We start from the raw sequence: 23,613 nt of genomic DNA, 5'->3' as shown, positions 1-23,613 counted from the left end.
GTGTCAGAGACCGTTCACAACCGCATCGCGGTGCTGCGCGCCGAGCGCAGGGTGTCGCGCCGCGAACTCGCCGACGCGCTCGGCGTGCACTACCAGACGATCGGCTACCTCGAGCGGGGCGAGTTCAGCCCGAGCCTCTACCTGGCGCTCAGGATCGCCGAGTACTTCGAGGTGCCCGTCGAGACGGTCTTCTCAACGCGGGAGTTCCCCCGGATCGTCTGAGCGAACGCGTCGAGCTCTCGCGCGATCCGCGACGGCGGGGTCGGCAGAGGGGGTCGGCAGACGCACAGCCATTCAGGTTATTCTCATGATCGACCTCTGCGCGATCCCGGACGCGCTTCTCCCGCTCGCTAGGCTGAAGCAGCGCGAGAATCGGGCGCGCAGCGCGAGGTGAGGAGATCGGATGCCGGTCGGGCGACGGCGCACCTATTCGGTGCGAGTGCGCATCCTCGCGGCGATTCTCACGGTCACCGTGCTCGGCCTGACCGCAGCCGGCGGGATCGCGCTCCTGCTGCAGCGCGGATGGGTGATGGCCGCGATCGACGAAGAGCTGCGTCAGGAGTACTCCGCCGTCCGTGCGCTGGTGCTCGGCACGGATGCCGCCTCACCCGATGCGAGCGGACCGGAGGCGACGACCACTGAGGCGACCTCGTTCGGCACGACGGAGGAGATCGTGTACGAGGCCGTGCGGACCATCGTCCCCCCGGTCGGAGGCGGAACGCTGGGCATCGTCGACGGTACGGCGCGGTACATTCCCGGGTTCGCGACGCCGCTGCAGCTCGACTCCCGCGACCTCCTCAGGGAGGTGGAAGCGGCCACCGCCGACGGTGCGACCGTGCTGGACACGGCGACCGTGCACGGTCGGGAGATCCGCTACCTCGCGGTGCCGATCGCGGTGGACGGCTCCTCATCGACCGGCGTGTACGTCTCGGCGATCGATGTGCCCGCGCGCCTGGACGACCTCCGTTCGACGGCGACGGCATACGCGTGGGTCGCATCGGCCGTCGTGCTCGTGGTCGCCCTGGTCGCGTGGTTCGTCTCCGGCAGGCTGCTGCATCCGCTTCGCGATCTGCGCCGCACCGCCGCGCGCATCACCGCCGGCGACCTCGACGAGCGCATCCCGGTCACCGGCAACGACGACGTCTCCGAGCTGACCGAGACCATCAACGCCATGATCGCCCGGCTGGAGGAGTCTTTCGTCGGCCAGCGCCGCGTCCTCAACGACGTCCGCCATGAGCTGGCTACGCCGATCACGATCATCCGGGGTCACCTCGAGCTCACCGATCCGGAGGACTCCGCCGATGTCGCCCAGACTCGCGCGGTGATCATGGACGAGCTGGACCGGATGGCCGGCCTCATCGCCCAGATCGCCCACCTCGCCGACGCCGAGCGCCGCGCCGCGCACCGCCCGCGCACGGTCGACATCGGGCACCTCACCCGCGACGTCTTCGAGAAGGTGCGTGTCATCGGCGAGCACCGCTGGCGGCTCGGGGACATCGCCGACGCCGAAGCCGCGATCGACCCGTCGCAGATCACGCAGGCGTGGCTGCAGCTGGCCGACAACGCGGCGAAGTACGCCCCGACCGGCACGGACATCGAGATCGGCAGCGCCGTCGCTGCGGAGGAGCTGCGCTGCTGGGTCGCAGACTCCGGTCCCGGAATCCCGGAGGCCGCGCAGAAGCGGATCTTCGAGCGTTTCGGGCGCGCCGAGACGAGCCGCGGAACCGCCGGGTCGGGCCTCGGGCTCTCCATCGTGCAGGCGCTCGTGAGCGCGCACGGCGGACGCATCGAGCTCGACAGCGCCGAGGGCCGGGGCTCGACCTTCACGATGGTCCTGCCACGACGGACCGCCCCCGCCCCCGAAGAGGCGGGCGACGACGAAGACACGGATGGAGAGTCGACATGAGCAGGATCCTGATCGTCGAGGACGAGGAGCGCATCGCGACCTTCGTGGGCAAGGGCCTGCGTGCGGCCGGCCACGCCGTCGACATCACCGGCAGCGGAGAAGACGCGCTGGCCGCCCTTCAGGCGTCCGATTTCGATCTCGTGATCCTCGACGTGGGCCTTCCCGGGATGAACGGGTTCGAGGTGCTGGAGGTGCTGCGCGGCACGGGCGACGGCGTTGCGGTGATCATGCTCACCGCGCAGGGGTCGCTGGAGGACACCGTTCGAGGGCTCGACGGCGGCGCCGACGACTACCTGGTCAAGCCGTTCCGCTTCGAAGAGCTCCTGGCCCGGGTGCGAGCGCGCCTGCGGGATTCCGCCCGACCGCAGGAGACGGCGACACCGTCGTTCGGCGGCGTCAGCCTCGATGTGCGCACCCGCCGCGCCCGCGTGGACGGCAGGGAGGTCGACCTCTCCGCCAGGGAGTACGCGCTGGCCGAGGAGTTCCTCCGCCACCCCGACCAGGTGCTCAGCAGGGAGCAGCTCCTCAACAGCGTGTGGGGTTACGGTTTCGACCCCGGCTCGAACATCGTCGACGTCTACGTGCGCTACCTGCGCGGCAAGCTCGGCGAGGAGCGCATCGAGACCGTGCGCGGCGTGGGATACCGGTTGGCGGGCTGAGCACCGGATGCCGCGTCCGCCTGGATGAGAGTGCTCTCATCCAGGCCTCACCGCAGTTTCCTCGCCGACTGGAATCGTTTCCTCTGTGAGGTCGCACGCCGTGCGACACGGAAGGAACGCGAAGATGACCGTGAAGATCGTGTTGTACTCGCACGACTCGGCGGGGCTCGGGCACATCCGACGCAATCTCGCCATCGCGCACGCCCTCGCCGCAGGATTGAACGAGCCGGTGACCGGCCTGCTCGTGGCGGGACGCCCCGAGGCCACGCGCTTCGCAGCGCCGGAGGGCTGGGACTGGCTGATCCTGCCCGGCGTGCAGCACGCCCGGGACGGCTACGGCTCCCGCGCGCTCGACATCGGGCTGGATACAGCGACGGCACTGCGCGGGGCGGTGTTCCGCGCGGCGGTGCGGCGCTTCTGTCCGGATCTCGTCGTGGTCGATCGGCACCCATTCGGGGTGGGGCGGGAGCTCGAAAGCGCCCTGCGGTCGCTGCGCGTCGAGCAGCCGGACTGCCGCATCGTGCTCGGGCTGCGCGATGTGCTGGATGCCGCACCGGCCGCCGCCGCGGAGTGGCGGGCGATCGGCGGCGGATCGGCGCTGCGGTCGGTGCTAGATGCGATCTGGGCCTACGGCGACCCTCGCGCGCACGATCTCACGGTCGCCGGCGAACTGCCGGCGGACCTGCACGACCTCGTCTCGCACACGGGGTACCTGGCGCACGGGCGCATCGCCGGGCACCGGCACGGCATCGAGCGGCCGTTCGTGCTGACCACGGTCGGCGGCGGCGTGGACGGAGTCGAGCTCGCCGCAGCGGCAGCCGCCGCAGCGGTGCCGGACGGGATCCGCCATCTCGTCGTCACCGGGCCTCAGATGCCGGACGAAGACCGGCTACGCGTGATCGGCGCCGCACGCCCGGGAACGGAGGTCGTCCGGCGTGTGCCCGACGTGCTTCCGCTGATGCGCACCGCCGAGGCCGTGGTCTGCATGGCCGGGTACAACACGATCTGCGAGGTGATGAGCACGACCACGCCGGCGCTGGTGGCGCCGCGCGTGCAGCGCCGGGACGAGCAGCGGATCCGCGCCGGGGCGCTCGCGCGCATCGGCGCGATCGAGGCGCTCTCCCCCTGGCAGACCGGCCCCGAGGAGATCGGCGACTGGTTCGCGCAGAACGCGGGACGGCGCACGGCGCGCACGGGGCTCGCCCTCGACGGTCTCGCCCGCATCCCCGTACTCGCCGCCGAGCTCCTGACCGGTCGGATCGAGCGCGTGGCGGGAGGCGATCGCGTTGCCGTCTGAGATCCACCCCGCAGAGCGGATCGGGTACGTCGTGAAGGTCTACCCGCGCTTCTCGGAGACGTTCATCGTCTCCGAGATCCTGGCGCGGGAAGCGCTGGGCGAGGACATCGAGATCATTGCACTGCGCCCCTCCGGCGATCCCCGGTTCCACGCCGAGCTCGCGCGCGTCGCCGCGCCGGTGACCTACCTTCCGCGGCCCTCGACGGCGCTTACGCTCTGGGAAACGCTGCGCGACGCCGCAGTCGGCACCGGGATCACCCCCGAGCTCGGCCGTGTACTCCCCGAGCTGCTCGCGGCGGACGTCGAGGAGGCCGTCGCCGCGGTGGCCCTGGCCGCGCACACCGTGCGGCGCGGGCTCACCCGCCTGCACGCGCACTTCGCGAGCGCCCCTGCGAGCGCGGCCCGCCTGGCGGCGAAGATCGTCGGCGTTCCGTATTCGTTCACGGCTCATGCGAAGGACATCTATCACTCCAGCGTCGACCCGGACCTGCTGCGGCGGAAGATCGCCGACGCCGCCTACGTCGCCACTGTCAGCGAGTTCAACGCGCGCCGCTTGCGGGCTCTCGCGCCGGAGCACGCCGAGCGCATCCAGGTCGTGCCGAACGCGATCGAGCTCGACCGCTTCCCGTACCGCGACCCCGCTCCCCCGCGACGCCCGCTGCACATCGTCGCGGTCGGACGCCTCGTGGAGAAGAAGGGCTTCGGGGTGCTGCTCGACGCGGTGGCCGCGGCGCACGAGGAGCACCCCGTCCGGGTGACCATCGCCGGCGGCGGGGAGCTCGACGCGCACCTCGCCGGACGGGTGCGCGCACTGGGGCTCGACGCGGTCGTCAGGATGCCCGGACCGCTCAACCAGGACGAGATCGCCGCCCTGCTGCGCGACGCCGACGTGTTCGCGGCTCCCTGCGTCATCGGCGAGGACGGCAACGCGGACGGTCTGCCGACCGTGCTCCTGGAGGCAATGGCGTCCGGCGTGCCCTGCATCGCCACCCGGGTCACCGGGATCCCCGAAGCCGTGATCGACGGCGTCACCGGCATCCTCTGCGAACCGGGCGATGCCGCGGGGCTCGCAGAGGCGATACGCGCCTTCGCCGGGGACGAGATCGACCGGATCGCGCTCAGCCGTTCGGCCCGGGCGCTGATCGAGCACGCGCACGATGTGCGCGCCACGGCGGCGCAGCACCGGCGACTGGGGGCGCGCGGTGTCACGCGCCCCGCAGAAGCGGAGACGGTCTGATGCGCGTCGCCTACCTCTGCCTCGACCCCGGTGTCCCGGTGCGGGGCACCAAGGGCGCCGCGATCCACGTCCAGCAGATCGTGCGCGCGTTCCGCCGCCGCGGCGACACCGTGACCGTGTACTGCACGCGCACCGGAGATGTGGCGCCGGACGCCCTCGGAGACGCGCGCATCGTCACCCGGCCCATCGCGCAGGGCGACCCCGCCCTGCGCGAACAGGAGGTCGCCGCCGCGGCGGCGGAACTCGCCGCGCGCGCCGGAGACGACGGGTGCGACCTGGTGTACGAGCGGTACGCGCTGTTCTCGGACGCGGCGGCGCGAACCGGCGCTCCCTCCGTCGTCGAGGTCAACGCCCCGCTCATCGAGGAGCAGCGCGCGCATCGTCGCCTCGTAGACGCCGTCGGCGCGGAGGATGCCACGCGTCGGCTGTTCGGCGCGGCATCCGTCGTCGCGGCCGTCTCCGCACCGGTGGCGGCCTGGGTGCGGGAGCACGGCGCCGCGCGCGCCGTCATCGCGCCCAACGGGGTGGACACGCGCGCCTTCGCGCCCGCTACGATCGGCGATGGCTCGCTGCAGGCGGTGTTCCTCGGCTCCCTCAAGCCGTGGCACGGCGTCGAGGTCGCCATCGATGCCGCCTCTGGGCTGGACGGCGTCGAGCTGACCGTGCTCGGGGACGGCCCGGAGCGCGACGCCCTGCAACGACGCGCCCTCGAACGCGGCGCGCCGGTGCGCTGGCTCGCCGCCGTGCCGCACGCGGCCGTGCCGACCGCGCTGGCCGGGATGCACGTGGGACTGGCTCCCTACCCCGCCGATGCGGGCGACTACTTCTCCCCTCTGAAGGCCTACGAGTATCTCGCCGCCGGGCTCGCGGTCATCGGCTCCGACATCGGGCAGCTGCCCTCGATCCTCGAAGACGGCCGCACCGGGATGCTCGTTCCTCCCGGGGATGCGGAAGCGCTCCGGGACGCCCTGATCCGCCTGCGGGACGACCGGCCACGTACCCGCGCGCTGGGAGCCGCCGCGCGTGCGCAGGCCCTGGCGCGGCACGACTGGGATCGCACCCTGGACGGCATCCTCGCCTCGACCCCGGCGACCGGACGCGCCCCCGTGCGCCGCCGGGAAGGAGCGATCGGATGAGCCGCGGGCAGAAGTCCAGCCGCAACGGGCTGCGGCGCACGCTGGCCATCGCCCGCCCGCACCTGCGCGGCCAGTGGCTCACGATGGCCGCCGGGCTCGTCCTGCTGCTCGCGGAGGTCGCACTGCGCGTGCTGGAGCCGTGGCCGGTGAAGTTCGTCATCGACGCGGTGAGCGTCTCCCTCGGGGCGACGGGAGGGGCCGCCGCAGGCGGACCGGAGGCGAGCCTCGGCCTGCTGCTCTCGTGCGCGCTGCTCCTGCTCGGCATCGTCGGGCTGCGGGCCGTCGCCCAGTACGGCGCGACGGTCTCGCTGGCCCTGGCCGGCTCGAGGATCGCGACCCGCGTGCGCTCCCGCGTGTTCGACCACCTGCAGGCGCTCGGCATGCGCTATCACTCCGCGGCCAGGCACGGCGATACCGTGCAGCGGCTGGTCGGCGACATCAGCCGACTGCAGGAAACGGCCGTGACGGCGGGACTCCCCCTGATCGGAAACGTTCTGACCCTGCTGGTGCTCGTGGTGGTGATGTCCGTCATGGATCTCCTGCTGGCAGCGGTAGTGGCCGTCGCCGCAGCCTGCTACCTGCTGATCTCCAGCGTCGGCGCCCCGCGCATCGCCGCCGCGGCCCGGCGCATGCGCCGCAGCGAAGGCGCGCTGGCCAACATCGCGACCGAGACGTTCGGCGCCATCCGGGTCGTGCACGCCTACGGCCTGGAGTCGCACCTCGCGCGGAGGTTCGACGACGGCAACCAGCGCGTCCTGGGCGAGGGCGTCGCCTCCCGGCGTCTCGCGGCGGCACTCGAACGCTCAACCGACGTCGTCGTCGGGTTCGGGCTCGCCGTCGTGCTCGTCGTCGGCGGGATGCGCGTCGTGGATGGGGTGCTCACCCCCGGGGATCTGGTGGTCTTCACCAGCTACCTCAAGCTCGCGCTGCGTCCGCTGAAGGATCTCGCCAAGTACACCGGCAGGATCGCCAGGGCCATCGCCTCGGGCGAGCGCATCGCCGATCTGCTCGACGAACGCATCGAGATCGTCGAGCGACCCGGCGCCATCGCACTGACGAGGGTCGCCGGGCGCATCCGCTTCGAGAGGATCGACCTGGACGACGGGCACGGACGCCCCCTGTTCCGGAATCTGAACCTCGACGTCGAGACCGGGAGCTCGGTCTGCATCGTCGGACCCTCCGGGTCGGGCAAGTCGACCCTGACCGGGCTGCTCACCCGCACCTCCGACCCGACCGGCGGACGGGTGAGCATCGATGGCGTCGACCTGCGCGATGCGACCGTGGCGAGTGTGCGCGCCAGCGTCGCCGTGGTACTGCAGGAATCGGTGCTGTTCGCCATGACCGTGCGTGAGAACATCCGTCTCGGCCGTCCCGACGCGACGGACGAGGAGGTGGAGGAGGCCGCGCGGCGCGCGCTCGCCGACGGCTTCGTCCGCGAGCTGCCCGAGGGGTACGACACCCTGCTCGGCGACCGCGGCGGCACGCTCTCGGGCGGGCAGCGCCAGCGGATCGCGATCGCGCGCGCACTGCTGCGGGATGCGCCGATCGTCGTTCTGGACGAGGCCGGCGCCGGACTGGACCCCCTCGCCCGGGAGCAGGTCGCCGTCTCGGTCGCCGAGCTGACCGCCGGGCGGACGACGATCGCGATCACGCACGATCCGATCGCGATCCGCGCGGCCGATCGCGTCCTCTGGATCGAGAGGGGGCGGATCGTCGAGGACGGCGCGCCCGACGTGCTGCTTGCCAACGACACCTCCCGCCTGGCCCGCTGGGTGCAGACCGCAGCCCCGGAGCCGAGGATGCCGGCATGACCGCATCCGCCCTCCGCGCCTCGCGCTCCGCGAGCACCGCGCTCCAGTCCCTCGCGGAGCGGGACCCCGCCCTGCCCGATCTCCCGCTCGTGCTCGATGACCGGCGGCGCGCCGACGCCCTGGGGCGCGCGACGACCATCGAATGGCTGCGCTACAAACCGGGCACCTCGATCGTCGCCGCCGTGCGGGATGCCGCGGACCGGCCGCTCTGGGTCGCCGCCTACGCGGAGACCGCCACCGCGGCCAAGGTCGCCGTCCGCGCAGGGCAGGCGGGCGCGGAGCCGACGCGCCTCTCCTCCGGCGCGCTCGCCGGCCCCGTCCACACCGACCGGCTCCTCTCCGGGGCCATCACCCGCGTCTTCGGCTCCGCCGCCGCGCACCTGGGCGGAGCCGAGGTGATCCGGTACAACCCGTATCGGCGCCTGGTGCTGCGCACGGCCGATCATGCGCTGAAGCTCACCTCGCCCGGGGGTGCGCGTCACGCGGTGGCGGCGGCGCTGGCGGCCGAGGGGCACCCGGTGCTCGCGCCGGTGCGCGTCGAGAGGGACGCGTGGGCCTTCCCCTGGTGGGGCGACGGCGACCTCGCCCGACGCGACGCACCGGAGCAGGCGGTGCGGGCCGGTCGCGCCCTCGCCGCGATCCATGCAGCCCCGTTCGACCGGCTCGGCGTCCCGACGCTGGATGCGGCCGGGATCGCCCGCACCTCTGCGGCGGCGATCGCGACCGTGCTCCCGCGGCTCGCCGGGCGAGCGCACGCTCTGGCCGCGCGGCTGTCCGGGCTTCCGGTCGCCTCACGAGTGCTCTGTCACGGGGACTGGTCGGCCGACCAGGTGCTGACCGACGGCACGGAGGTGCGGATCATCGACTTCGACCGCGCGGTCGCCGCACCGCGCGAGCACGATCTGGGCGCCTACCTCGCTGCGGGCGGGGATGCCGCGATGCTCGAAGGCTACCGCGCCGGAAGCGCACGGCTCGACGACGACCTGCTGCGCGGTTGGCAGGCGTTCGCGCAGTTGCAGCGCGCGAGCGCTCCGTTCCGTCGTGGCGCTGCGGACTGGCCTGCGGAGATCGAGCGGGCGCTCCGTCGCGCCGAGGAGCTGCGGCCATGAGGCCCCTCGCCCCCGGGGCCACTGCCGCGGACGGACGCGTGTGGCGGATCGAACGCGTCTGGCCGCCTCGCGGCGACGATCCGCGCTCACCGCTGGAGGCGCGATCCGGCGGCGATGTGCGCGGCGGGTACCTCGATGAGCGGGGCGCCGTCGCGCTCCTGTCCGAGGGGGAGGACCCGCGACTGCCCGCGTTACGGGACGTCGCCCCTCATGGCACGGTCGTCTCGCACCGTCCCGGCACGCGGGCGGTCGTCCGGCTGCACCGCGACGGCGGGTTCGCGAAGATCGTCCGCCCCGGCCGGGCTGCCCGCGTCCGCAACGCTCACGCACAGGCGCGCGGCTTCGATGCGGGGCTCCGACGAGCGGAGCTCGTCGATCACGGTTTCTCTCCCGATGAGGTCGTCTGCGCACAGAGGCTGCCGGGGCGGACGCTGGCCGCCCTGGGCGAAGACCCCGCTCTCGATCGCGCCGACTGGGAGCGGGCGTGGCGCGCCTGGCGGACGGCCTGGCTCGCGGCGCTCGACGCCCCCACCGACCAGGGTCGGAGAGTGCACGATGCCGAGGCCGAGGCCGCAGTGCTGCGCACGTGGGCCGGGCACGCGTCGGAGACGCCCTGCGCGGACATCCGCACCGCCGAGACCGCCGAGGGGGTGATCGCACGGCTCCGCGCCGCAGGCGCCGGGCCTCCCCGTATCGCTCATCGCGATCTGCACGATGGGCAGGTGCTGTGGCATCCCTCGGCAGGCATCGCACTGCTCGATCTCGACACGTGCGCGCGGGCCGATCCGGCGCTCGATCTGGGCAACCTCGCCGCCCACGTGGATCTCGCCGCGCGGCAGGGACGGTGGAGCGCCGCGCGTGCCGCTCTCGCTCAGACGACGATCGCAGGCACGGCCGCGGCGGTCGGAGTCGGCCCCGTGCGCCTCGCAGCCTGGCGGCTGGCCGCCGCGTTCCGGGTGGCCTGCGTGCACATCATGCGGCCGCCGTCATGGACGGTCGCCAGAGGTGAGCTGACCCGCATCGCCGATGACCTCGAGAGGGACTTGTGACAGGATCGATATGGAGGAGATGACACCATGAAGCGCAATCGGATGCTGCTCGCCCTGGGCGTCGTGCTCAGTGCGGCGGCGGTCGCGGGGGGCTTCGTGGGCGTCGCTGCGGCGATGGGCGCGGGTTCCGACCAGATGGTGATCGATCAGGCTCCTCTGATCGCCCCGTCGGCGACGCCGAATCCGAACCCGCCGACATCCACCCCGCCGACATCCACCCCGCCGACCGATCCGGCACCGTCACCCTCCACGGGGCCGGCTGGCCCGCAACCCGTCGCCCCGCCACCGGTCGCGCCTGCGCCGACGGATGATGACGACTACGACGGGGACGATGATGACGACGGGGACGATGACTGAGACGACGATACTCGTCTCAATGCGTGACGGTGATCAGTATGTCACGCTTCTGAAACGCAGCGTAACCTCTCGTGACACGGGGTCTCTCGTCCCGCAGATCGCGCAGCGGGAAGGCTAGTTGACCGCGAGGCGCTCCTTGACGATCGCGGCGAGGTCGTCGGCGAGGCCCCGCGCCTGCTCCTCGCGCTCCGCCTCGACCATCACCCTGACGACGGGCTCGGTGCCGGAGGGGCGCAGCAGCACGCGGCCCTTGCCGCCGAGCGCGAGCTCGGCCTGGTGCACCGCCTGCTGCAGCACCGCGTCACCCGAGACGCCGGTGCGATCGACGCCGCGCACGTTCACGAGCACCTGGGGGTAGACCGTCATGCACTCGGCGAGCTCGGCGAGCGTCTTGCCGCTGCGCTTGACCTCGGCGGCGATGTGCAGGCCGGTGAGGATCCCGTCGCCCGTCGTCGCGTAGTCGCTCATGATCACGTGCCCCGACTGCTCGCCTCCGAGCGAGTAGCCGTGCTCGTTGATGGCCTCGAGCACGTAGCGATCGCCCACGCCGGTCTCGATCACCTCGATGCCGTTGTCGGCCATCGCGAGCTTCAGGCCGAGGTTCGACATGACGGTCGCGACGAGCGTGTTCTGCTCGAGCTTGCCGCGCGACGACATCGAGAGCGCTAGGATCGCCATGATCTTGTCGCCGTCGACGACGTTGCCGTCGGCGTCGACGGCGAGGCACCGATCTGCGTCGCCGTCGTGGGCGATGCCGAGATCGGCGCCGTGCGACCGCACCGCGGCGGCGAGCGGCTCGAGGTGCGTGGACCCCAAGCCGTCGTTGATGTTGAAGCCGTCGGGATCGTTGCCGATGACCGTCACCTGCGCCCCGGCGTCCGTGAAGACGTCGGGCGAGATGCCGGCTGCGGCGCCGTGCGCGCAGTCGAGCACGATGTGCAGCCCGTCGAGCCGCAGGCCCTCGAGCGTGCCGAGCAGGTGCACGAGGTAGCGGTCCTCCGCGTCCGCGAAGCGGCGGATCCGCCCCACCTCACGACCGGTGACGGCGATCGCCGGCCCGTCCATCGCCTCCTGGATCTCGTCCTCGATGTCGTCGGCCAGCTTGCGGCCGCCCTCGGCGAAGAACTTGATGCCGTTGTCGGGCGCCGGGTTGTGCGACGCCGAGACCATCACGCCGAAGTCGGCTCCGGTGTCGGCGACGAGGTAGGCGGCGGCGGGGGTCGGGATCACACCGGCGTCGAGCACGTCCACGCCCGCCGACGCGAGCCCGGCGGAGACGGCGGCCGAGATGAACTCGCCGGAGACCCGCGGATCGCGGGCGATCACCGCGATAGCGCGACGGCTCTCGCCCCGGGCGGAGCGCCCGAGGACGAGAGCCGCGGCGTGCGCGAGATCCAGGGCCAGGCCGGCGGTCACGTCGACCCCCGCCAGACCCCGGACCCCATCGGTGCCGAACAGGCGTCCCATGGAAGGAGCGGTTAGCGCTTCGAGTACTGCGGAGCCTTGCGGGCCTTCTTGAGACCGGCCTTCTTGCGCTCCTTGATCCGGGCGTCGCGGCTGAGGAAGCCGGCCTTCTTGAGCTTCGGGCGGTTGTGCTCGGCGTCGATCTCGTTGAGCGCGCGGGCGATCGCGAGGCGCAGCGCACCCGCCTGACCCGAGGGGCCGCCGCCGACGATGCGGGCGATCACGTCGTACGAGCCGCCGAGCTCGAGCACCGTGAAGGGATCGGTGATGAGCTGCTGGTGCAGCTTGTTGGGAAAGTACTCGTCGAGCGCGCGGCCGTTCACGGTCATCTCGCCCGAGCCGGGGACGAGGCGCACGCGGGCGATGGCCTGCTTGCGACGCCCCACGGCGGAGCCGGGGACGGTGAGGGCGGGGCGCGGGGTCGACGCGACGGCCTGCGAGGCCGGGGTCTCGGTGGTGTAGCTCTCGGGGGCCACGGTCTGCTCTTCAGTCACTGTGCAGTCTCTTCTCTGAATGTCTCGTCGCCGCGGTTACTGCGCGACCTGGCCGAAGGTGTAGGGGGTGGGCTGCTGAGCCGCGTGCGGGTGCTGGGCACCGGCGTAGACCTTCAGCTTGCGGAACTGATCGCGGCCGAGCGAGTTCTTCGGCAGCATGCCGCGGATCGCCTTCTCGACGGCGCGCTCCGGGTTCTTCTCGAGCAGCTCGGTGTAGCTGACCGAGCGCAGGCCGCCCGGGTAGCCCGAGTGGCGGTACGCCAGCTTCTTGGCCGCCTTGCCCGCGGTCAGGACGACCTTGTCGGCGTTGACGATGACGACGTAGTCGCCCATGTCCATGTGGGGGGCGAACGTCGGCTTGTGCTTGCCGCGGAGCAGGGCCGCGGCGTGGGAGGCGAGGCGGCCGAGCACCACGTCGGTGGCGTCGATGACGAGCCAGTCGTGCTTCTGCTCGGAGGCCTTCGGCGAGTATGTGCGAGTCACTGTCGTGCTGCTTTCTGTCGAATTGGAGGTGTTCGTGGATCCCGCTCCGGTCCGGTCCCTGACGAGTGCTCGAACGGTGGAGGGCTCAACAAATCGAGTGCTTGCGCACCAAGGATCGAGTTTAGCACAGGATCGGCGCTCCGGGCCACGGGCAGACCCGTCTGCCCGCCATCCCTGTGCGCCTTTCGGGTGCTCGCACGACCCGCAAGCGTCCGAAAGGCGCACACGGATCGAGATCCCGAGTCAGGCGAGGGGGTCGCGGCGCGCTCGGGTCTGCTCCGCTCGGGCCGCGAGAGCCTCGTCGGCGGGGTAGGCGATCTCCTCGAGCGACAGCCCGCGCGCCGGCATCACCGTGAAGCGGCTCGTGCGCCGGCGGGCGTCGCGCAGGTCGATCAGCTCCCCCTCCGAGATGCGCCCGCTGCCGACCGCGACGACGGCGCCCACGAGCGCCCGCACCATCGAGTGGCAGAACGCGTCGGCCTCGATGCGCGCCGCGTACGCCCCGTCGCCTGTCTCGCGCCACTCGAAGCACAGCAGGTCGCGCACCGCCGTAGACCCCTCGCGCGCCCGGCAGAAGGTCGTGAAGTCGCCCAGGCCGAGCAGCTCATCCGAGGCGCGCTGCATCGCGTCGAGGTCGAGCGGCCGCGGCACGTCGGCGGTGAAGCGCGCGGTGAGCGGATCCCGCAGCATCCCCTCCCCCCGCAGCCGGTACTCGTAGCGCCTCCGCAGCGCCGAGAAGCGCGCGTCGAAGGCGGCGGGCACCTCGCGCACCGCGTGCACGACGAGGTCGGGGGATCCCGCCGCGCGGGAGGCCCCCGCACCTCGCGTCGCGCCCCACCGCGCCCGGATCGCGCCGTTGAGCTTGCGCGCCCGCAGACGCGCGTCGGCGGCGCGGGCCGCCGCAGAACCCGGTTCGGGATCCGCGCCGCGCCGCTGCGAGCCCCACTTGGCCAGCTGAGCCGCCGTGACGTCGAGGTGCGCCACCTGCCCCCTGGCGTGCACCCCGGCGTCGGTGCGCCCGCCGACGGTGAGCCGCACCCGCGGCACCCTCAGCAGGTGCGCGATGGCCGCCTCCAGCTCCCCCTGCACCGTGCGCAGCCCCGGCTGCGCCGCCCACCCCGAGAAATCGGTGCCGTCGTAGGCGAGGTCGAGGCGCAGGCGGGCGTCGGGAGCCGCGGGCTCCGCCGCAGGCGCGGGATCCGGATCAGCGTTCACGCTTCGATCCTGCCAGATCGGCCTCGGCGGCGTTCGCGATCCCAGATGTCGTCGGTCGCCGCGCTCAGCAGGTGCTTGCGGATACGCTGGCTGGGCGTCCGCTCGAAGCTGTCGACCACCGCGATGTATCGCGGGCGCTGATACCTGGCGAGGCGAGGCTCGAGCCACTCGCTCAGCTCCGCAGGACCGATCGAGGCGCCCTTGCGGGGCTTCGCGAAGAGCTTGATATCCTGCTCCCCGACCGCGGCCGCCACGCCGATCACGGCCGCCTCCTCCACGTCCGGATGGGAGACGACGACGTGCTCCACCTCCCACGCCGAAACGTTCTCGCCGCGACAGCGCAGACTCTCGGTGAGCCGCCCGTGGAAGGTGAGCTCGCCGTCGGCGTCGAGCGAACCGAGATCGCCCGTGTGCAGCGCGCCGCCGCGGAGGGCGTTCGCCGTGGCGTCCGGGTTGCGGTAGTACTCGGCGAAGATCGCACCGGGCAGCTCCGACTCGATCACGATCTCCCCGCGCTCCCCCGGAGGCAGCGCGCGATCCTCTCCGTCTCGCACAGTCACCGTGAACCAGGGCAGCGCCCGCCCGATCGACCCCGCCCGGTTGCCGTCGGTCGCGGTCGCGATGCTCGATCCCTCGGTCATGCCGTAGCACTCGCGGATCTCGACGCCGAAGCGCTCGCGCACGGCCTCGAAGGTCCCCGCGGCGCATCCGCCGCCCCACGCCACCCGCACGCCGTGCGCACGATCCGTCTGCGCCGGATCCTGGGCGAGCAGCATCTGGAGGATGCCGCCGAGGTAGTGGATGTGCGTCGCGCCCGCCTCTCTCGCCTGCCGCCAGAACCGGCTCGCGCTGAAGCGGGAGACGAGCGCCAGACGCACGTCGCGCAGCAGCGGCAGCAGCAGCACCTGCGCGCCGCCCACGTGGTAGAGCGGCTCCCACAGGAAGTAGACGCTGCCGTCGCCCCCGTCGGATGCCACGAGCGCGCCCTCCGCCGCGATGCGCAGCATGCGGTGCGTGACCACCACGCCCTTGGGCGGCCCCGTGGTGCCCGAGGTGTACATGAGGGCGAGGGTGTCCGCGGGCGCGGGCGCGGGCGCGGGCTCGTCGAACGTCCTCGGCGCGGCGAGCGCCTCGGCGAGTCCGCCTGCGACCTCGGGCCCGCGCAGCAGGAGTCGCGGATCGGAGTCGGCGCCGCACTCGCGCACGACGCCGCCCAGCTCGGCCTCGACCACGACGAGGCTCGGTCGGCAGTGGTCGATCAGGTACGCCAGGCCGGGCCCCCGCTGCTGCGGGTTGACCGGCACCCACGCGGCACCCGCCTTCGCGAGGCCGAAGAACACGGCGATCGCCTCGATCGAATTGCGCAGCATCACCGCGACCCGGTCGCCCGGACCCACGCCCTCCGCGCGCAGGTGCGCGGCGAAGGCGTCCGAGAGGCGGTCGAGCTCGCCGAACGCGAGGGGCTCGCCCTCGAACGCGGCGAAGAGGCGATCCGGGTGCTCCGCGGCCTTCCGCCGGAGCGCGCTGACGATGTCGACGGACAGATCGGGGTGGGAACTCATCGCAGAGATTCCTTTCGTGGGTGCTGCGCGGATCGCCGCCCATATCGGGCCGGGTCCGCTACGCAGGGTCGGCTTTCAGAACGGACATCGATTCCGTCGACGAGAGATCGGCCGCTCGAGAGCGAGGGCGTCGATCATCTCCAGGAGCCGATGTCTCCTGCTGCACCGCTGGCAAACCTAGCACACCGCGAGCCGAAACTGAATCGCCCGCTCTCGGAGTCGCTCACTGCCGCGATACGGCGTGCCCGCCGCTCTCAAGGCCGATGGTGACCGCCCGCACCAACGCGTCGGTGACCTCGGTACGGCGCGTCTTCAGCCACATCGCCGACGTGCGCCAGCTCAGCGGATCCCCCTCGAGCGAGCGCCACACGAGGCCCGGGGGCAACTGATTCCAGGGCGCCTCGTGCAGGTAGACGCCTCGCCGGCCGAGCACGAGGCCGTGGGCGAAGTTCTGGTTGCGCGCGTGCAGCATCGCCGAGGGCAGGTATCCGGCATCGCGGCAGGTGGACAGGATCTCGTCGTAGAGCATCGGGGCCATGTAGCGCTGGAAGAGCACGAGCGGCTGGCCGGTCAGCGCGCCGAGGGATACGGCTCGCCCGCTCTGCGCCAGCGGGTCGTCCTCGCGCAGGATCGCGACGAGCGGCCGCGAGGTCACGGGCCCCGACTCGAGCCCCACCGCGCTGATGGGGTGCCGCACCACGGCGACGTCGAGCTCACCGTCCCGCAGGCGGGGAATCTGCTCCTCGGTCGACAGCTCGTGCAGATCGAGCAGCACGCCAGGGGTCGACGCGGCGAACTCCTCGATCAGGGCCTCGATGGTCACCGGGTTCGTGTCCGGCGGCAGCGCGACACGGATCACTCCGCTCGCACCGGGGCGGATCCGCCCCATGGCCGCCTCAGCCTCGGACATCTTCTCCAGCACCGCCCGTGCGTGCTCGAGCAGCAGCGCGCCCGCCTCGGAGAGCTCGACGCCCGTGCGCCGCCGGTGGAACAGCTCGACGCCGAGCTCTCGCTCGAGCGACTTGATCCGCTGGGAGAGCGGCGGCTGCGCCATGTGCAGACGCTGAGCCGCCCGTCCGAAGTGGAGCTCTTCGCTGAGCACGAGGAAGTACCGCAGGTGGTGGATATCCATGCCTCACGATATCAATTCGATATCGACGGGATGCGGAATTGATGTTAGACAGCCGTCCCCGCGGCTGATGAGATGGCAGAATTCACCGTCGAATCACTGAAAGGGACTCCATGCCTGACGTACTCCTCGAACGCGACGGCGAAGTCGCCGTCGTCACGCTGAACCGCCCCGAGAAGCTCAACGCCTGGACCGCGGACATGCGTTCTCGGATCATCGAGATCCTCGCCGGCCTCACGCGCGACGAGAGCTGTCGCGCGATCGTCTTCACCGGCTCGGGAGGTGCGTTCTGCGCGGGACAGGATCTCGCGGAGACCGCGACCACCGATCCCGACGATCACGAGGCGGCGGAGGCCTGGATCGACGGCTTCGAGGATCTCTACCGCGCCGTCCGCGAGCTCGACCAGGTCACCATCGCGGCCGTCGACGGCGTCGCGGCCGGCTCGGGCTTCCAGTTCGCGGCCCTCGCCGATCTCCGCGTCGGCGGCGCCTCCGCCCGCATGGGCCAGCCCGAGGTGCACTCGGGCATCCCCAGCGTCACCGGCCTCTGGGTGATGTGGGGGCTGCTCGGCCGCGGCAAGACCACCGAGTTCGCGCTCACGGGCGAACTCGTGGACGCCGACGAGGCGTACCGGCTCGGCCTGCTGAATCGCCTGGTCGAGCCCGGCCGGGCGCTCGAGCAGGCGATCGCGCTGGCCCACCGGATGAGCCGGCTGCCCTCCGGCGCCGTTCGCCTCACTAAGAGCCGCATTCGCGAGATCGAGGAGGCCGACTTCACGGAGGCCTTCGCGAGCGCCAAGGAGGTGCACCGCGAGGCGTACGCCACCGGTGAGCCGCAGCGCGAGATGGCGAGGTTCCTCGAGAAGCGCCGCAGCCGCTAACGACCCGGGCGGCCCCGGATCCGGCCTGCGAGCGAGCTGCACCACAACCCTCGCAGGCCGGATCCGGGCCTCGCCCGCCCCCCGTCCCGTCATCCCGCCCCGGCCCAACCGCTCGAGGCGGAACGAACCACCCGACAGCGTCGTCGTCCACGGGACGGCGACGTCCACCGCCCCACCCGCCCACTTCACGGCCCCTCGAGAGGAGCCATCATGACCGCACCCACTCAGAGTCCCGCGACCGGCAACGACGTCGGCCGCGATCCCGGGCGCCGCAGCCTCAAACGCGTCGCCTCGGCCGCCGCCATCGGCAACTTCGTCGAGTGGTTCGACTCCGCCGCGTACGCGGTGATGTCGGTGACCATCGCGAAGCTGTTCTTCCCCGCCGAGTCGCCCACCGCCTCCCTGCTGGCCACCTGGGCCGTCTTCGCCGGGGGCTTTATCGCCCGCCCGCTCGGAGCCGCCTTCTTCGGACGGTACGGCGATTGCATCGGCCGCAACAAGATGCTCGGCCTCTGCGTGATCATCATGAGTTCGGCGACCTTCGCCATCGGCGTCCTCCCGCCGTTCGCCGTGATCGGCGTCTGGGCCCCGATCCTGCTCTTCGTCTTCCGCGCCACGCAGGGGTTCACAACCGGCGGCGAATACACGGGGTCCTCGTCCTTCATCGTCGAGTACGCCCCCGAGGGCAAGCGCGCGTTCTACGCGAGCGTGATCCCCGCCACGGTGGGACTCGCCTCCGTGGCCGGCGCGACGGTCGGCGCTCTCATCACCTTCACGCTCAGCACCGAGGCCCTCGAATCGTGGGGATGGCGCATCCCGTTCCTCCTCGCGGCTCCGCTCGGGCTCATCGGCCTCTACATCCGGTCGCGCGTCGACGACACCCCGGTCTTCCGGGAGCTCGAGCAGCGGGCCGACAAATCGAAGGCGCCGCTGCTCGAGGCCATTCGCACCTGCGGCCGCCAGATCATGACGCTCTTCGGCTACAGCATCACCAATGCGGTGGCCTACTACCTCATGAGCAGCTACATGATCGCCTACATGACCTCCAACCTCGGCTACACACCGACGGAATCGATGGTGACGAACCTGGTCGCGATGATGGTCTACACGCTCGCGTGCCCGCTCGCGGCGCTGCTCTCCGACCGCTTCGGACGCAGGCCCATGCTGCTCACGGCGTGCATCGGCTTCGTCGCGCTCACCGTGCCGTCGTTCTCCATCATGCCGCTCGGCCTGGGGTGGGCGATGCTCGGCACCTCGGTGCTCGCCACCATGGTGGCCGTCATCGGCACCTCGAACGTGCCCGCGCTGGTGGAGATGTTCCCGAGCGCTGTTCGATCATCCGGCTCCGCGATCGGCTACACCCTCGCGTACGTGCTCTTCGGCGGCACCGCTCCGTTCGTCGCCACCTGGCTCGTGGCGGGCACGGGCACGCCCCTCGCGCCCGGTTTCTACCTGATGGGCCTCGCCGTGGTGAGCGCGCTCGTCGTGGTCCTCCTGTTCCGCGAGACGAAGCACCTGTCGCTCTCCCGCTCGCACGTCCACTGAGCGCCCGCCGCCCGCCGCGGCCGGCCCCGATTCAGGAGGAGGCAGGCCGGGCGGGCGGGGGAAGTTACAGCGAAGCGCCCCGCGATCCTGCACGGATCGCGGGGCGCTTCGCTGTTGCGTGCGGACAGGCCCTACTCGGCCTTCTCCTCCGCGGCGGTCTCCGCGGCGGGAGCATCGGCCTCGGCGGCCGGAGCCTCCCCCGCCTTCGGCTCCTCGGCGGCCGGAGCCTCCTCGGCGGCCTTCTTGGCCTTGGGCTTCGGGGCGACGGGCTCCAGCACGAGCTCGATCACGGCCAGCGGAGCGTTGTCGCCCTTGCGGAAGCCGGTCTTGATGATGCGGGTGTAGCCACCCTCGCGGTTCTCGACGAGGGGCGCGATCTCGGTGAAGAGCTCGTGCACCACGGACTTGTCGAGGATCTGGCGCATCACGCGACGGCGGGCGTGCAGGTCGCCGCGCTTGGCGAAGGTGACCAGGCGCTCGGCCACGGGCTGCAGGCGCTTGGCCTTCGTCTCCGTGGTCTGGATGCGCTTGTGCTCGAACAGCTGCGCAGCCATCTGGTTCAACATCAGGCGCTGGTGTGCGGGGCCGCCTCCGAGGCGGGCGCCCTTGGTGGGCTTGGGCATTGTCTACTCCAGTAAGTGTGCGATCGGGGGACGGCGCCGGATCGTCAGTTGTTGTCGTCTTCGTAGCTGTAGAACTGCGCGCCGTCGAAGCCGGGCACGGCGTCCTTCAGCGACAGTCCCATCTCGGTGAGCTTGTCGCGCACCTCGAAAACGGACTTCTGACCGAAGTTGCGGATGTTCATGAGCTGCGCCTCGGAGAGCGCCACGAGCTCGCTCACCGTGTTGATGCCCTCGCGCTTCAGGCAGTTGTAGCTGCGCACCGAGAGGTCCAGGTCCTCGATGGGGATCGAGAGCTCGCCCTCGGTCACGACCTCGACCGGGGCCGGGCCGATCTCGACGCCCTCGGCCGCCGTGTTGAGCTCGCGGGCGAGGCCGAAGAGCTCCACGAGGGTCGAGCCCGCCGACGCGATGGCGTCGCGGGGGCTGATCGCGGGCTTGGTCTCGACATCGACGACGAGGCGATCGAAGTCGGTGCGCTCACCGGCGCGCGTGGCCTCCACGCGGTAGGTGACCTTGAGCACCGGCGAGTAGATCGAGTCGACCGGGATGCGGCCGACCTCGGCGTCCTCGTTGCGATTCTGCACGGCCGAGACGTAGCCGCGGCCGCGCTCGATGGTCAGCTCGAGCTCGAACTGCGCCGAGTCGCTGAGCGTCGCGATGACGAGCTCGGGGTTGTGCACCTCGACGCCGGCCGGAGCCGAGATGTCGGCGGCGGTCACCTCTCCCGCGCCGGTCTTGCGCAGGTAGGCGGTGATGGGCTCGTCGTGCTCGCTGGAGACGACGAGGTCCTTGATGTTGAGGATGATCTCGGTGACGTCCTCGGTCACGCCCTGGATGGTCGTGAACTCGTGGGCGACGCCCTCGAAGCGCACGCTCGTGACGGCGGCGCCCGGGATCGACGAGAGCAGGGTGCGACGAAGCGAGTTGCCGAGCGTGTAGCCGAAGCCGGGCTCGAGCGGCTCGATGGCGAAGCGCGAGCGGTACTCGGAGATCGATTCTTCAGTCAGAGTGGGTCGCTGTGCAATGAGCACTGTGTGTGGTCCTTTCGCTGGAGTCCGCTATATGACTCATGCGTGAACGGGGTGGGTTGAAACCGACGTGAACCAGCCGGCTTGAGTGGACCGTCGCCCGAGGGCGACAGTCGCGCCGACATCCGAGGCCGAGACGGCCTCGGCGCTGGCTCGCAGTGAGGGCGGGAAATCGCCCTCGCATCTGAGCGAGCGCGCGGCGCGACCATAGGCTCAGACGCGGCGACGCTTGGGCGGGCGGCAGCCGTTGTGCGTCTGCGGGGTGACGTCGGTGATCGAGCCGACCTCGAGGCCCGCGGCCTGCAGCGACCGGATAGCCGTCTCGCGGCCCGATCCCGGACCCTTGACGAAGACGTCGACCTTCTTCATGCCGTGCTCCTGCGCCTTGCGGGCGGCCGACTCGGCCGCGAGCTGCGCGGCGAAGGGGGTCGACTTGCGCGAGCCCTTGAACCCGACGCCGCCCGAGGACGCCCAGCTGATCACGGCGCCGGTCGTGTCCGTGATCGAGACGATCGTGTTGTTGAACGTCGACTTGATGTGGGCCTGGCCCACGACCACGTTCTTCTTGTCCTTGCGACGCGGCTTGCGAGCCGCCGTCTTTGGTGCAGCCATTGAGTGTTCTCCTGAAAAGCTCTGTGTGATGGTCGAGTGGACCGGCGGTTACTTCTTCTTGCCGGCGACGGTGCGCTTCGGACCCTTGCGGGTGCGGGCGTTCGTCTTGGTGCGCTGACCATGCACGGGCAGGCCCTTGCGGTGGCGGAGACCCTGATAGCTGCCGATCTCGACCTTGCGGCGGATGTCGGCTGCGACCTCGCGGCGGAGGTCGCCCTCAACCTTGAAGTTGCCTTCGATGTAGTCGCGGAGCGCGACGAGCTGGTCGTCGGTGAGGTCCCTCACTCGGGTGTTGCCGTCGATTCCGGTGTCGGTGAGGGTCTTCAGCGCGCTGGTGCGGCCGACCCCGTAGATGTACGTGAGTGCGATCTCGACGCGCTTGTCGCGCGGGATGTCGACTCCTGCAAGACGTGCCATGCTGGCTCTCCTTGGCGATAGTGGAGGTGTGATGCGCATCGGGGGTTCGGGCCTCCGTCCCGAGGTGTCCCCCGCTCGCGGCCGGGCCGCTGCGGGTTCTTCGACGCGCTGGATGGGATATTGAATTGTGAGTGTTCTGCGGAGCCGGCCGCGGGGCCGGGCGCTAGCCCTGACGCTGCTTGTGCCGGGGGTTGCTCTTGCAGATCACCATGACGCGGCCGTGGCGGCGGATGACCTTGCAGTGATCGCAGATCGGCTTGACGCTGGGCTTGACCTTCATGATGTTTCCTTATGCGGTTCGCTGTCCTCGTACCCGCGGGGTGCCGCGAGCCGTTACTTTCCAGCGACCTACTTGTAGCGGTAGACGATGCGGCCGCGGGTCAGGTCGTAGGGCGTCAACTCGACGATCACGCGATCCTCGGGAAGGATGCGGATGTAGTGCTGGCGCATCTTTCCGGAGATGTGGGCGAGCACCTTGTGTCCATTGGTCAGCTCGACGCGGAACATCGCGTTCGGCAGAGCCTCGACAACCTGTCCCTCGATCTCGATGACGCCGTCTTTCTTCGCCATAGCCTCACTATCGCTTGCGTAGGTGTGTGCTGGTCTTGCGAATGCCCGGTCCCCGCTTCGCGACGGCGAAACTGACAGCTCAGTTGCGAACGCAAAACAGGCACAAAGCACCAAAGATCGATAATACCCGGGCGAGTCGCGTTTGTAAAGCCCAGCCCAGCCCCGCAAGCCGCGAGAAACGGGTCAGGGGATCGGAACGGGCGTGATGCCCAGCGGGGCCAGCCCGCTCGCTCCGCCGTCCTCCGCGGTGAGCACCCAGATGCCGTCCCGGTGCACGGCCACGGAGTGCTCCCACTGCGCGCTCATCGACCCGTCGGCGATAGTCACGGTCCAGTCGTCGTCCTCGACCACCGTGTCGATGCCGCCGGCCGAGATGATGGGCTCGATCGCGACGACCAGCCCGGGCTTCACCTCGGGCCCGCGACGGTGCACGGGCACGTTGAACACGGGCGGATCCTCATGCATGCTGCGGCCGATGCCGTGCCCGATGTAGTCCTCGAGCACGCCGAAGTCGCTGTTCGCCCGCACGTACGCCGAGACGGCCTCCCCCACCTCGCCCAGGTGGGAGGCCGTCGCGAGGCGGGCGATCCCCCGCCACATGGCCTGCTCGGTGACGTCGCCGAGCTTCTCGATGGCGGTCGTGCGATCGGGCCGGGCCGGATCCGGCAGCACCGCGGTGAAGGCGGCGTCGCCGTGCCACCCGTCGACGACCGCGCCGGCGTCGAGCGCCACGATGTCGCCGGGCTCGAGCGGGCGCCCGGTGGGGATCGCGTGCACCACGTGCTCGTTGACGTTGGCGCAGATGGTGTGCCGGTAGCCGGGCTCGAGCATGAAGTTCGGAGCGCCCCCGCGGGAGCGGATCGCGTCCTCTGCGATGGCGTCGAGCTCGAGCGTGGTGATGCCCGGCCGCACCGCGTCGCGCATGGCGGCCAGAGCCGCGCCGGTCGCGAGGCCCGGCTCGACCATCAGCCGAAGCTGCGCCGGCGACTTGTAGATCGAGCGACGCAGCAGGCCTCTGCGGGCCACGGT

General features: G+C 71.2%; 25 protein-coding genes. 12 read left to right on the top strand and 13 right to left on the bottom strand.

The features are described 5' to 3' along the window. From D1J51_RS00555 to D1J51_RS00510, 10 genes are all read left to right on the top strand, one after another. Window positions 1–222, top strand: a complete 222-nt coding sequence (locus tag D1J51_RS00555; RefSeq protein ID WP_119073234.1) for a helix-turn-helix transcriptional regulator — start codon at window positions 1–3, stop codon at window positions 220–222. A 181-nt stretch (window positions 223–403) separates the two neighbouring features. Continuing rightward, entirely contained in the window at window positions 404–1,906 is a 1,503-nt protein-coding gene (locus D1J51_RS00550; RefSeq protein WP_119073233.1) for a sensor histidine kinase, read from the top strand. Beyond that, window positions 1,903–2,565 (top strand): response regulator transcription factor, encoded by a 663-nt coding sequence (locus D1J51_RS00545; protein ID WP_119073232.1) that lies wholly within the window; start codon window positions 1,903–1,905, stop codon window positions 2,563–2,565. Before D1J51_RS00550 ends, D1J51_RS00545 begins: the two co-directional genes overlap by 4 nt. 124 nt (window positions 2,566–2,689) lie before the next feature. Next, a complete protein-coding gene (locus D1J51_RS00540) occupies window positions 2,690–3,862 on the top strand; it encodes a glycosyltransferase family protein (RefSeq protein WP_119073231.1) in 1,173 nt (390 codons plus the stop codon). Next, window positions 3,852–5,099 (top strand): glycosyltransferase family 4 protein, encoded by a 1,248-nt coding sequence (locus tag D1J51_RS00535; protein ID WP_240422723.1) that lies wholly within the window; start codon window positions 3,852–3,854, stop codon window positions 5,097–5,099. Before D1J51_RS00540 ends, D1J51_RS00535 begins: the two co-directional genes overlap by 11 nt. Then, window positions 5,099–6,235 (top strand): glycosyltransferase family 4 protein, encoded by a 1,137-nt coding sequence (locus tag D1J51_RS00530; RefSeq protein WP_119073230.1) that lies wholly within the window; start codon window positions 5,099–5,101, stop codon window positions 6,233–6,235. Before D1J51_RS00535 ends, D1J51_RS00530 begins: the two co-directional genes overlap by 1 nt. Then, window positions 6,232–8,046, top strand: coding sequence for an ABC transporter ATP-binding protein (locus D1J51_RS00525; RefSeq protein ID WP_119073229.1), 1,815 nt, complete (start codon window positions 6,232–6,234; stop codon window positions 8,044–8,046). The genes D1J51_RS00530 and D1J51_RS00525 overlap by 4 nt, the downstream gene beginning before the upstream one ends. Beyond that, window positions 8,043–9,155, top strand: coding sequence for a protein kinase family protein (locus D1J51_RS00520; RefSeq protein ID WP_119073228.1), 1,113 nt, complete (start codon window positions 8,043–8,045; stop codon window positions 9,153–9,155). The genes D1J51_RS00525 and D1J51_RS00520 overlap by 4 nt, the downstream gene beginning before the upstream one ends. Beyond that, window positions 9,152–10,204: a phosphotransferase gene (locus tag D1J51_RS00515; protein ID WP_119073227.1), complete on the top strand. Its 1,053-nt coding sequence runs from the start codon at window positions 9,152–9,154 to the stop codon at window positions 10,202–10,204. The genes D1J51_RS00520 and D1J51_RS00515 overlap by 4 nt, the downstream gene beginning before the upstream one ends. A 27-nt stretch (window positions 10,205–10,231) precedes the next feature. Continuing rightward, window positions 10,232–10,561, top strand: coding sequence for a hypothetical protein (locus D1J51_RS00510; RefSeq protein WP_119073226.1), 330 nt, complete (start codon window positions 10,232–10,234; stop codon window positions 10,559–10,561). 114 nt (window positions 10,562–10,675) lie between these two features. Here D1J51_RS00510 and glmM read toward each other — a convergent pair whose 3' ends face one another. The 6 genes from glmM to D1J51_RS00480 all read right to left on the bottom strand — a co-directional run bounded on the left by glmM (window position 10,676) and on the right by D1J51_RS00480 (window position 16,911). After that, entirely contained in the window at window positions 10,676–12,028 is a 1,353-nt protein-coding gene (glmM, locus tag D1J51_RS00505; protein WP_119073225.1) for a phosphoglucosamine mutase, read from the bottom strand. 11 nt (window positions 12,029–12,039) lie between these two features. Further along, entirely contained in the window at window positions 12,040–12,519 is a 480-nt protein-coding gene (gene rpsI / locus D1J51_RS00500) for a 30S ribosomal protein S9 (RefSeq protein ID WP_119073224.1), read from the bottom strand. 36 nt (window positions 12,520–12,555) lie between these two features. Then, window positions 12,556–13,002, bottom strand: a complete 447-nt coding sequence (rplM, locus tag D1J51_RS00495; protein ID WP_119073223.1) for a 50S ribosomal protein L13 — start codon at window positions 13,000–13,002, stop codon at window positions 12,556–12,558. Window positions 13,003–13,245: 243 nt separating this feature from the next. Next, window positions 13,246–14,217, bottom strand: a complete 972-nt coding sequence (locus D1J51_RS00490) for a tRNA pseudouridine synthase A (RefSeq protein ID WP_119073222.1) — start codon at window positions 14,215–14,217, stop codon at window positions 13,246–13,248. Continuing rightward, the gene (locus D1J51_RS00485; protein ID WP_119073221.1) at window positions 14,214–15,779 is read right to left on the bottom strand and encodes a class I adenylate-forming enzyme family protein; all 1,566 of its coding nucleotides are present in this window, start codon (window positions 15,777–15,779) and stop codon (window positions 14,214–14,216) included. Before D1J51_RS00485 ends, D1J51_RS00490 begins: the two co-directional genes overlap by 4 nt. Before the next feature lie 223 nt (window positions 15,780–16,002). Continuing rightward, window positions 16,003–16,911: a LysR family transcriptional regulator gene (locus D1J51_RS00480; RefSeq protein ID WP_119073220.1), complete on the bottom strand. Its 909-nt coding sequence runs from the start codon at window positions 16,909–16,911 to the stop codon at window positions 16,003–16,005. A 110-nt stretch (window positions 16,912–17,021) separates the two neighbouring features. Between D1J51_RS00480 and D1J51_RS00475 the strand changes: the two genes are divergently transcribed. Further along, on the top strand, window positions 17,022–17,789 hold the full coding sequence (locus tag D1J51_RS00475) for an enoyl-CoA hydratase/isomerase family protein (protein WP_119073219.1): 768 nt from the start codon (window positions 17,022–17,024) through the stop codon (window positions 17,787–17,789). 210 nt (window positions 17,790–17,999) lie between these two features. After that, entirely contained in the window at window positions 18,000–19,334 is a 1,335-nt protein-coding gene (locus tag D1J51_RS00470; protein WP_119073218.1) for an MFS transporter, read from the top strand. A gap of 131 nt (window positions 19,335–19,465) precedes the next feature. Here the strand turns inward: D1J51_RS00470 and rplQ are convergent, their stop codons facing one another. The 7 genes from rplQ to map form a co-directional block, all read right to left on the bottom strand. After that, on the bottom strand, window positions 19,466–19,957 hold the full coding sequence (rplQ, locus tag D1J51_RS00465) for a 50S ribosomal protein L17 (protein ID WP_119073217.1): 492 nt from the start codon (window positions 19,955–19,957) through the stop codon (window positions 19,466–19,468). 44 nt (window positions 19,958–20,001) lie between these two features. Continuing rightward, window positions 20,002–20,988: a DNA-directed RNA polymerase subunit alpha gene (locus tag D1J51_RS00460; protein WP_053382373.1), complete on the bottom strand. Its 987-nt coding sequence runs from the start codon at window positions 20,986–20,988 to the stop codon at window positions 20,002–20,004. A 210-nt stretch (window positions 20,989–21,198) separates the two neighbouring features. Further along, on the bottom strand, window positions 21,199–21,597 hold the full coding sequence (gene rpsK / locus D1J51_RS00455; protein ID WP_017885301.1) for a 30S ribosomal protein S11: 399 nt from the start codon (window positions 21,595–21,597) through the stop codon (window positions 21,199–21,201). A gap of 48 nt (window positions 21,598–21,645) precedes the next feature. Further along, entirely contained in the window at window positions 21,646–22,014 is a 369-nt protein-coding gene (gene rpsM, locus D1J51_RS00450; RefSeq protein ID WP_119073216.1) for a 30S ribosomal protein S13, read from the bottom strand. Between the two features lie 163 nt (window positions 22,015–22,177). Further along, the gene (rpmJ, locus tag D1J51_RS00445) at window positions 22,178–22,294 is read right to left on the bottom strand and encodes a 50S ribosomal protein L36 (RefSeq protein WP_017885303.1); all 117 of its coding nucleotides are present in this window, start codon (window positions 22,292–22,294) and stop codon (window positions 22,178–22,180) included. Window positions 22,295–22,362: 68 nt separating this feature from the next. Next, window positions 22,363–22,584 carry a translation initiation factor IF-1 gene (gene infA, locus D1J51_RS00440; RefSeq protein ID WP_017885304.1) on the bottom strand — a complete coding sequence of 74 codons (222 nt, stop codon included), beginning with the start codon at window positions 22,582–22,584 and terminating at the stop codon, window positions 22,363–22,365. 183 nt (window positions 22,585–22,767) lie between these two features. Further along, entirely contained in the window at window positions 22,768–23,610 is an 843-nt protein-coding gene (gene map, locus D1J51_RS00435) for a type I methionyl aminopeptidase (RefSeq protein ID WP_119073215.1), read from the bottom strand. Window positions 23,611–23,613: the final 3 nt, after the last annotated feature.

Origin of the sequence: Leucobacter sp. wl10 (genome assembly GCF_003569785.1) — a bacterium.
GTDB lineage: Bacteria > Actinomycetota > Actinomycetes > Actinomycetales > Microbacteriaceae > Leucobacter.
This window is presented reverse-complemented; position numbering and strand designations above follow the sequence as displayed.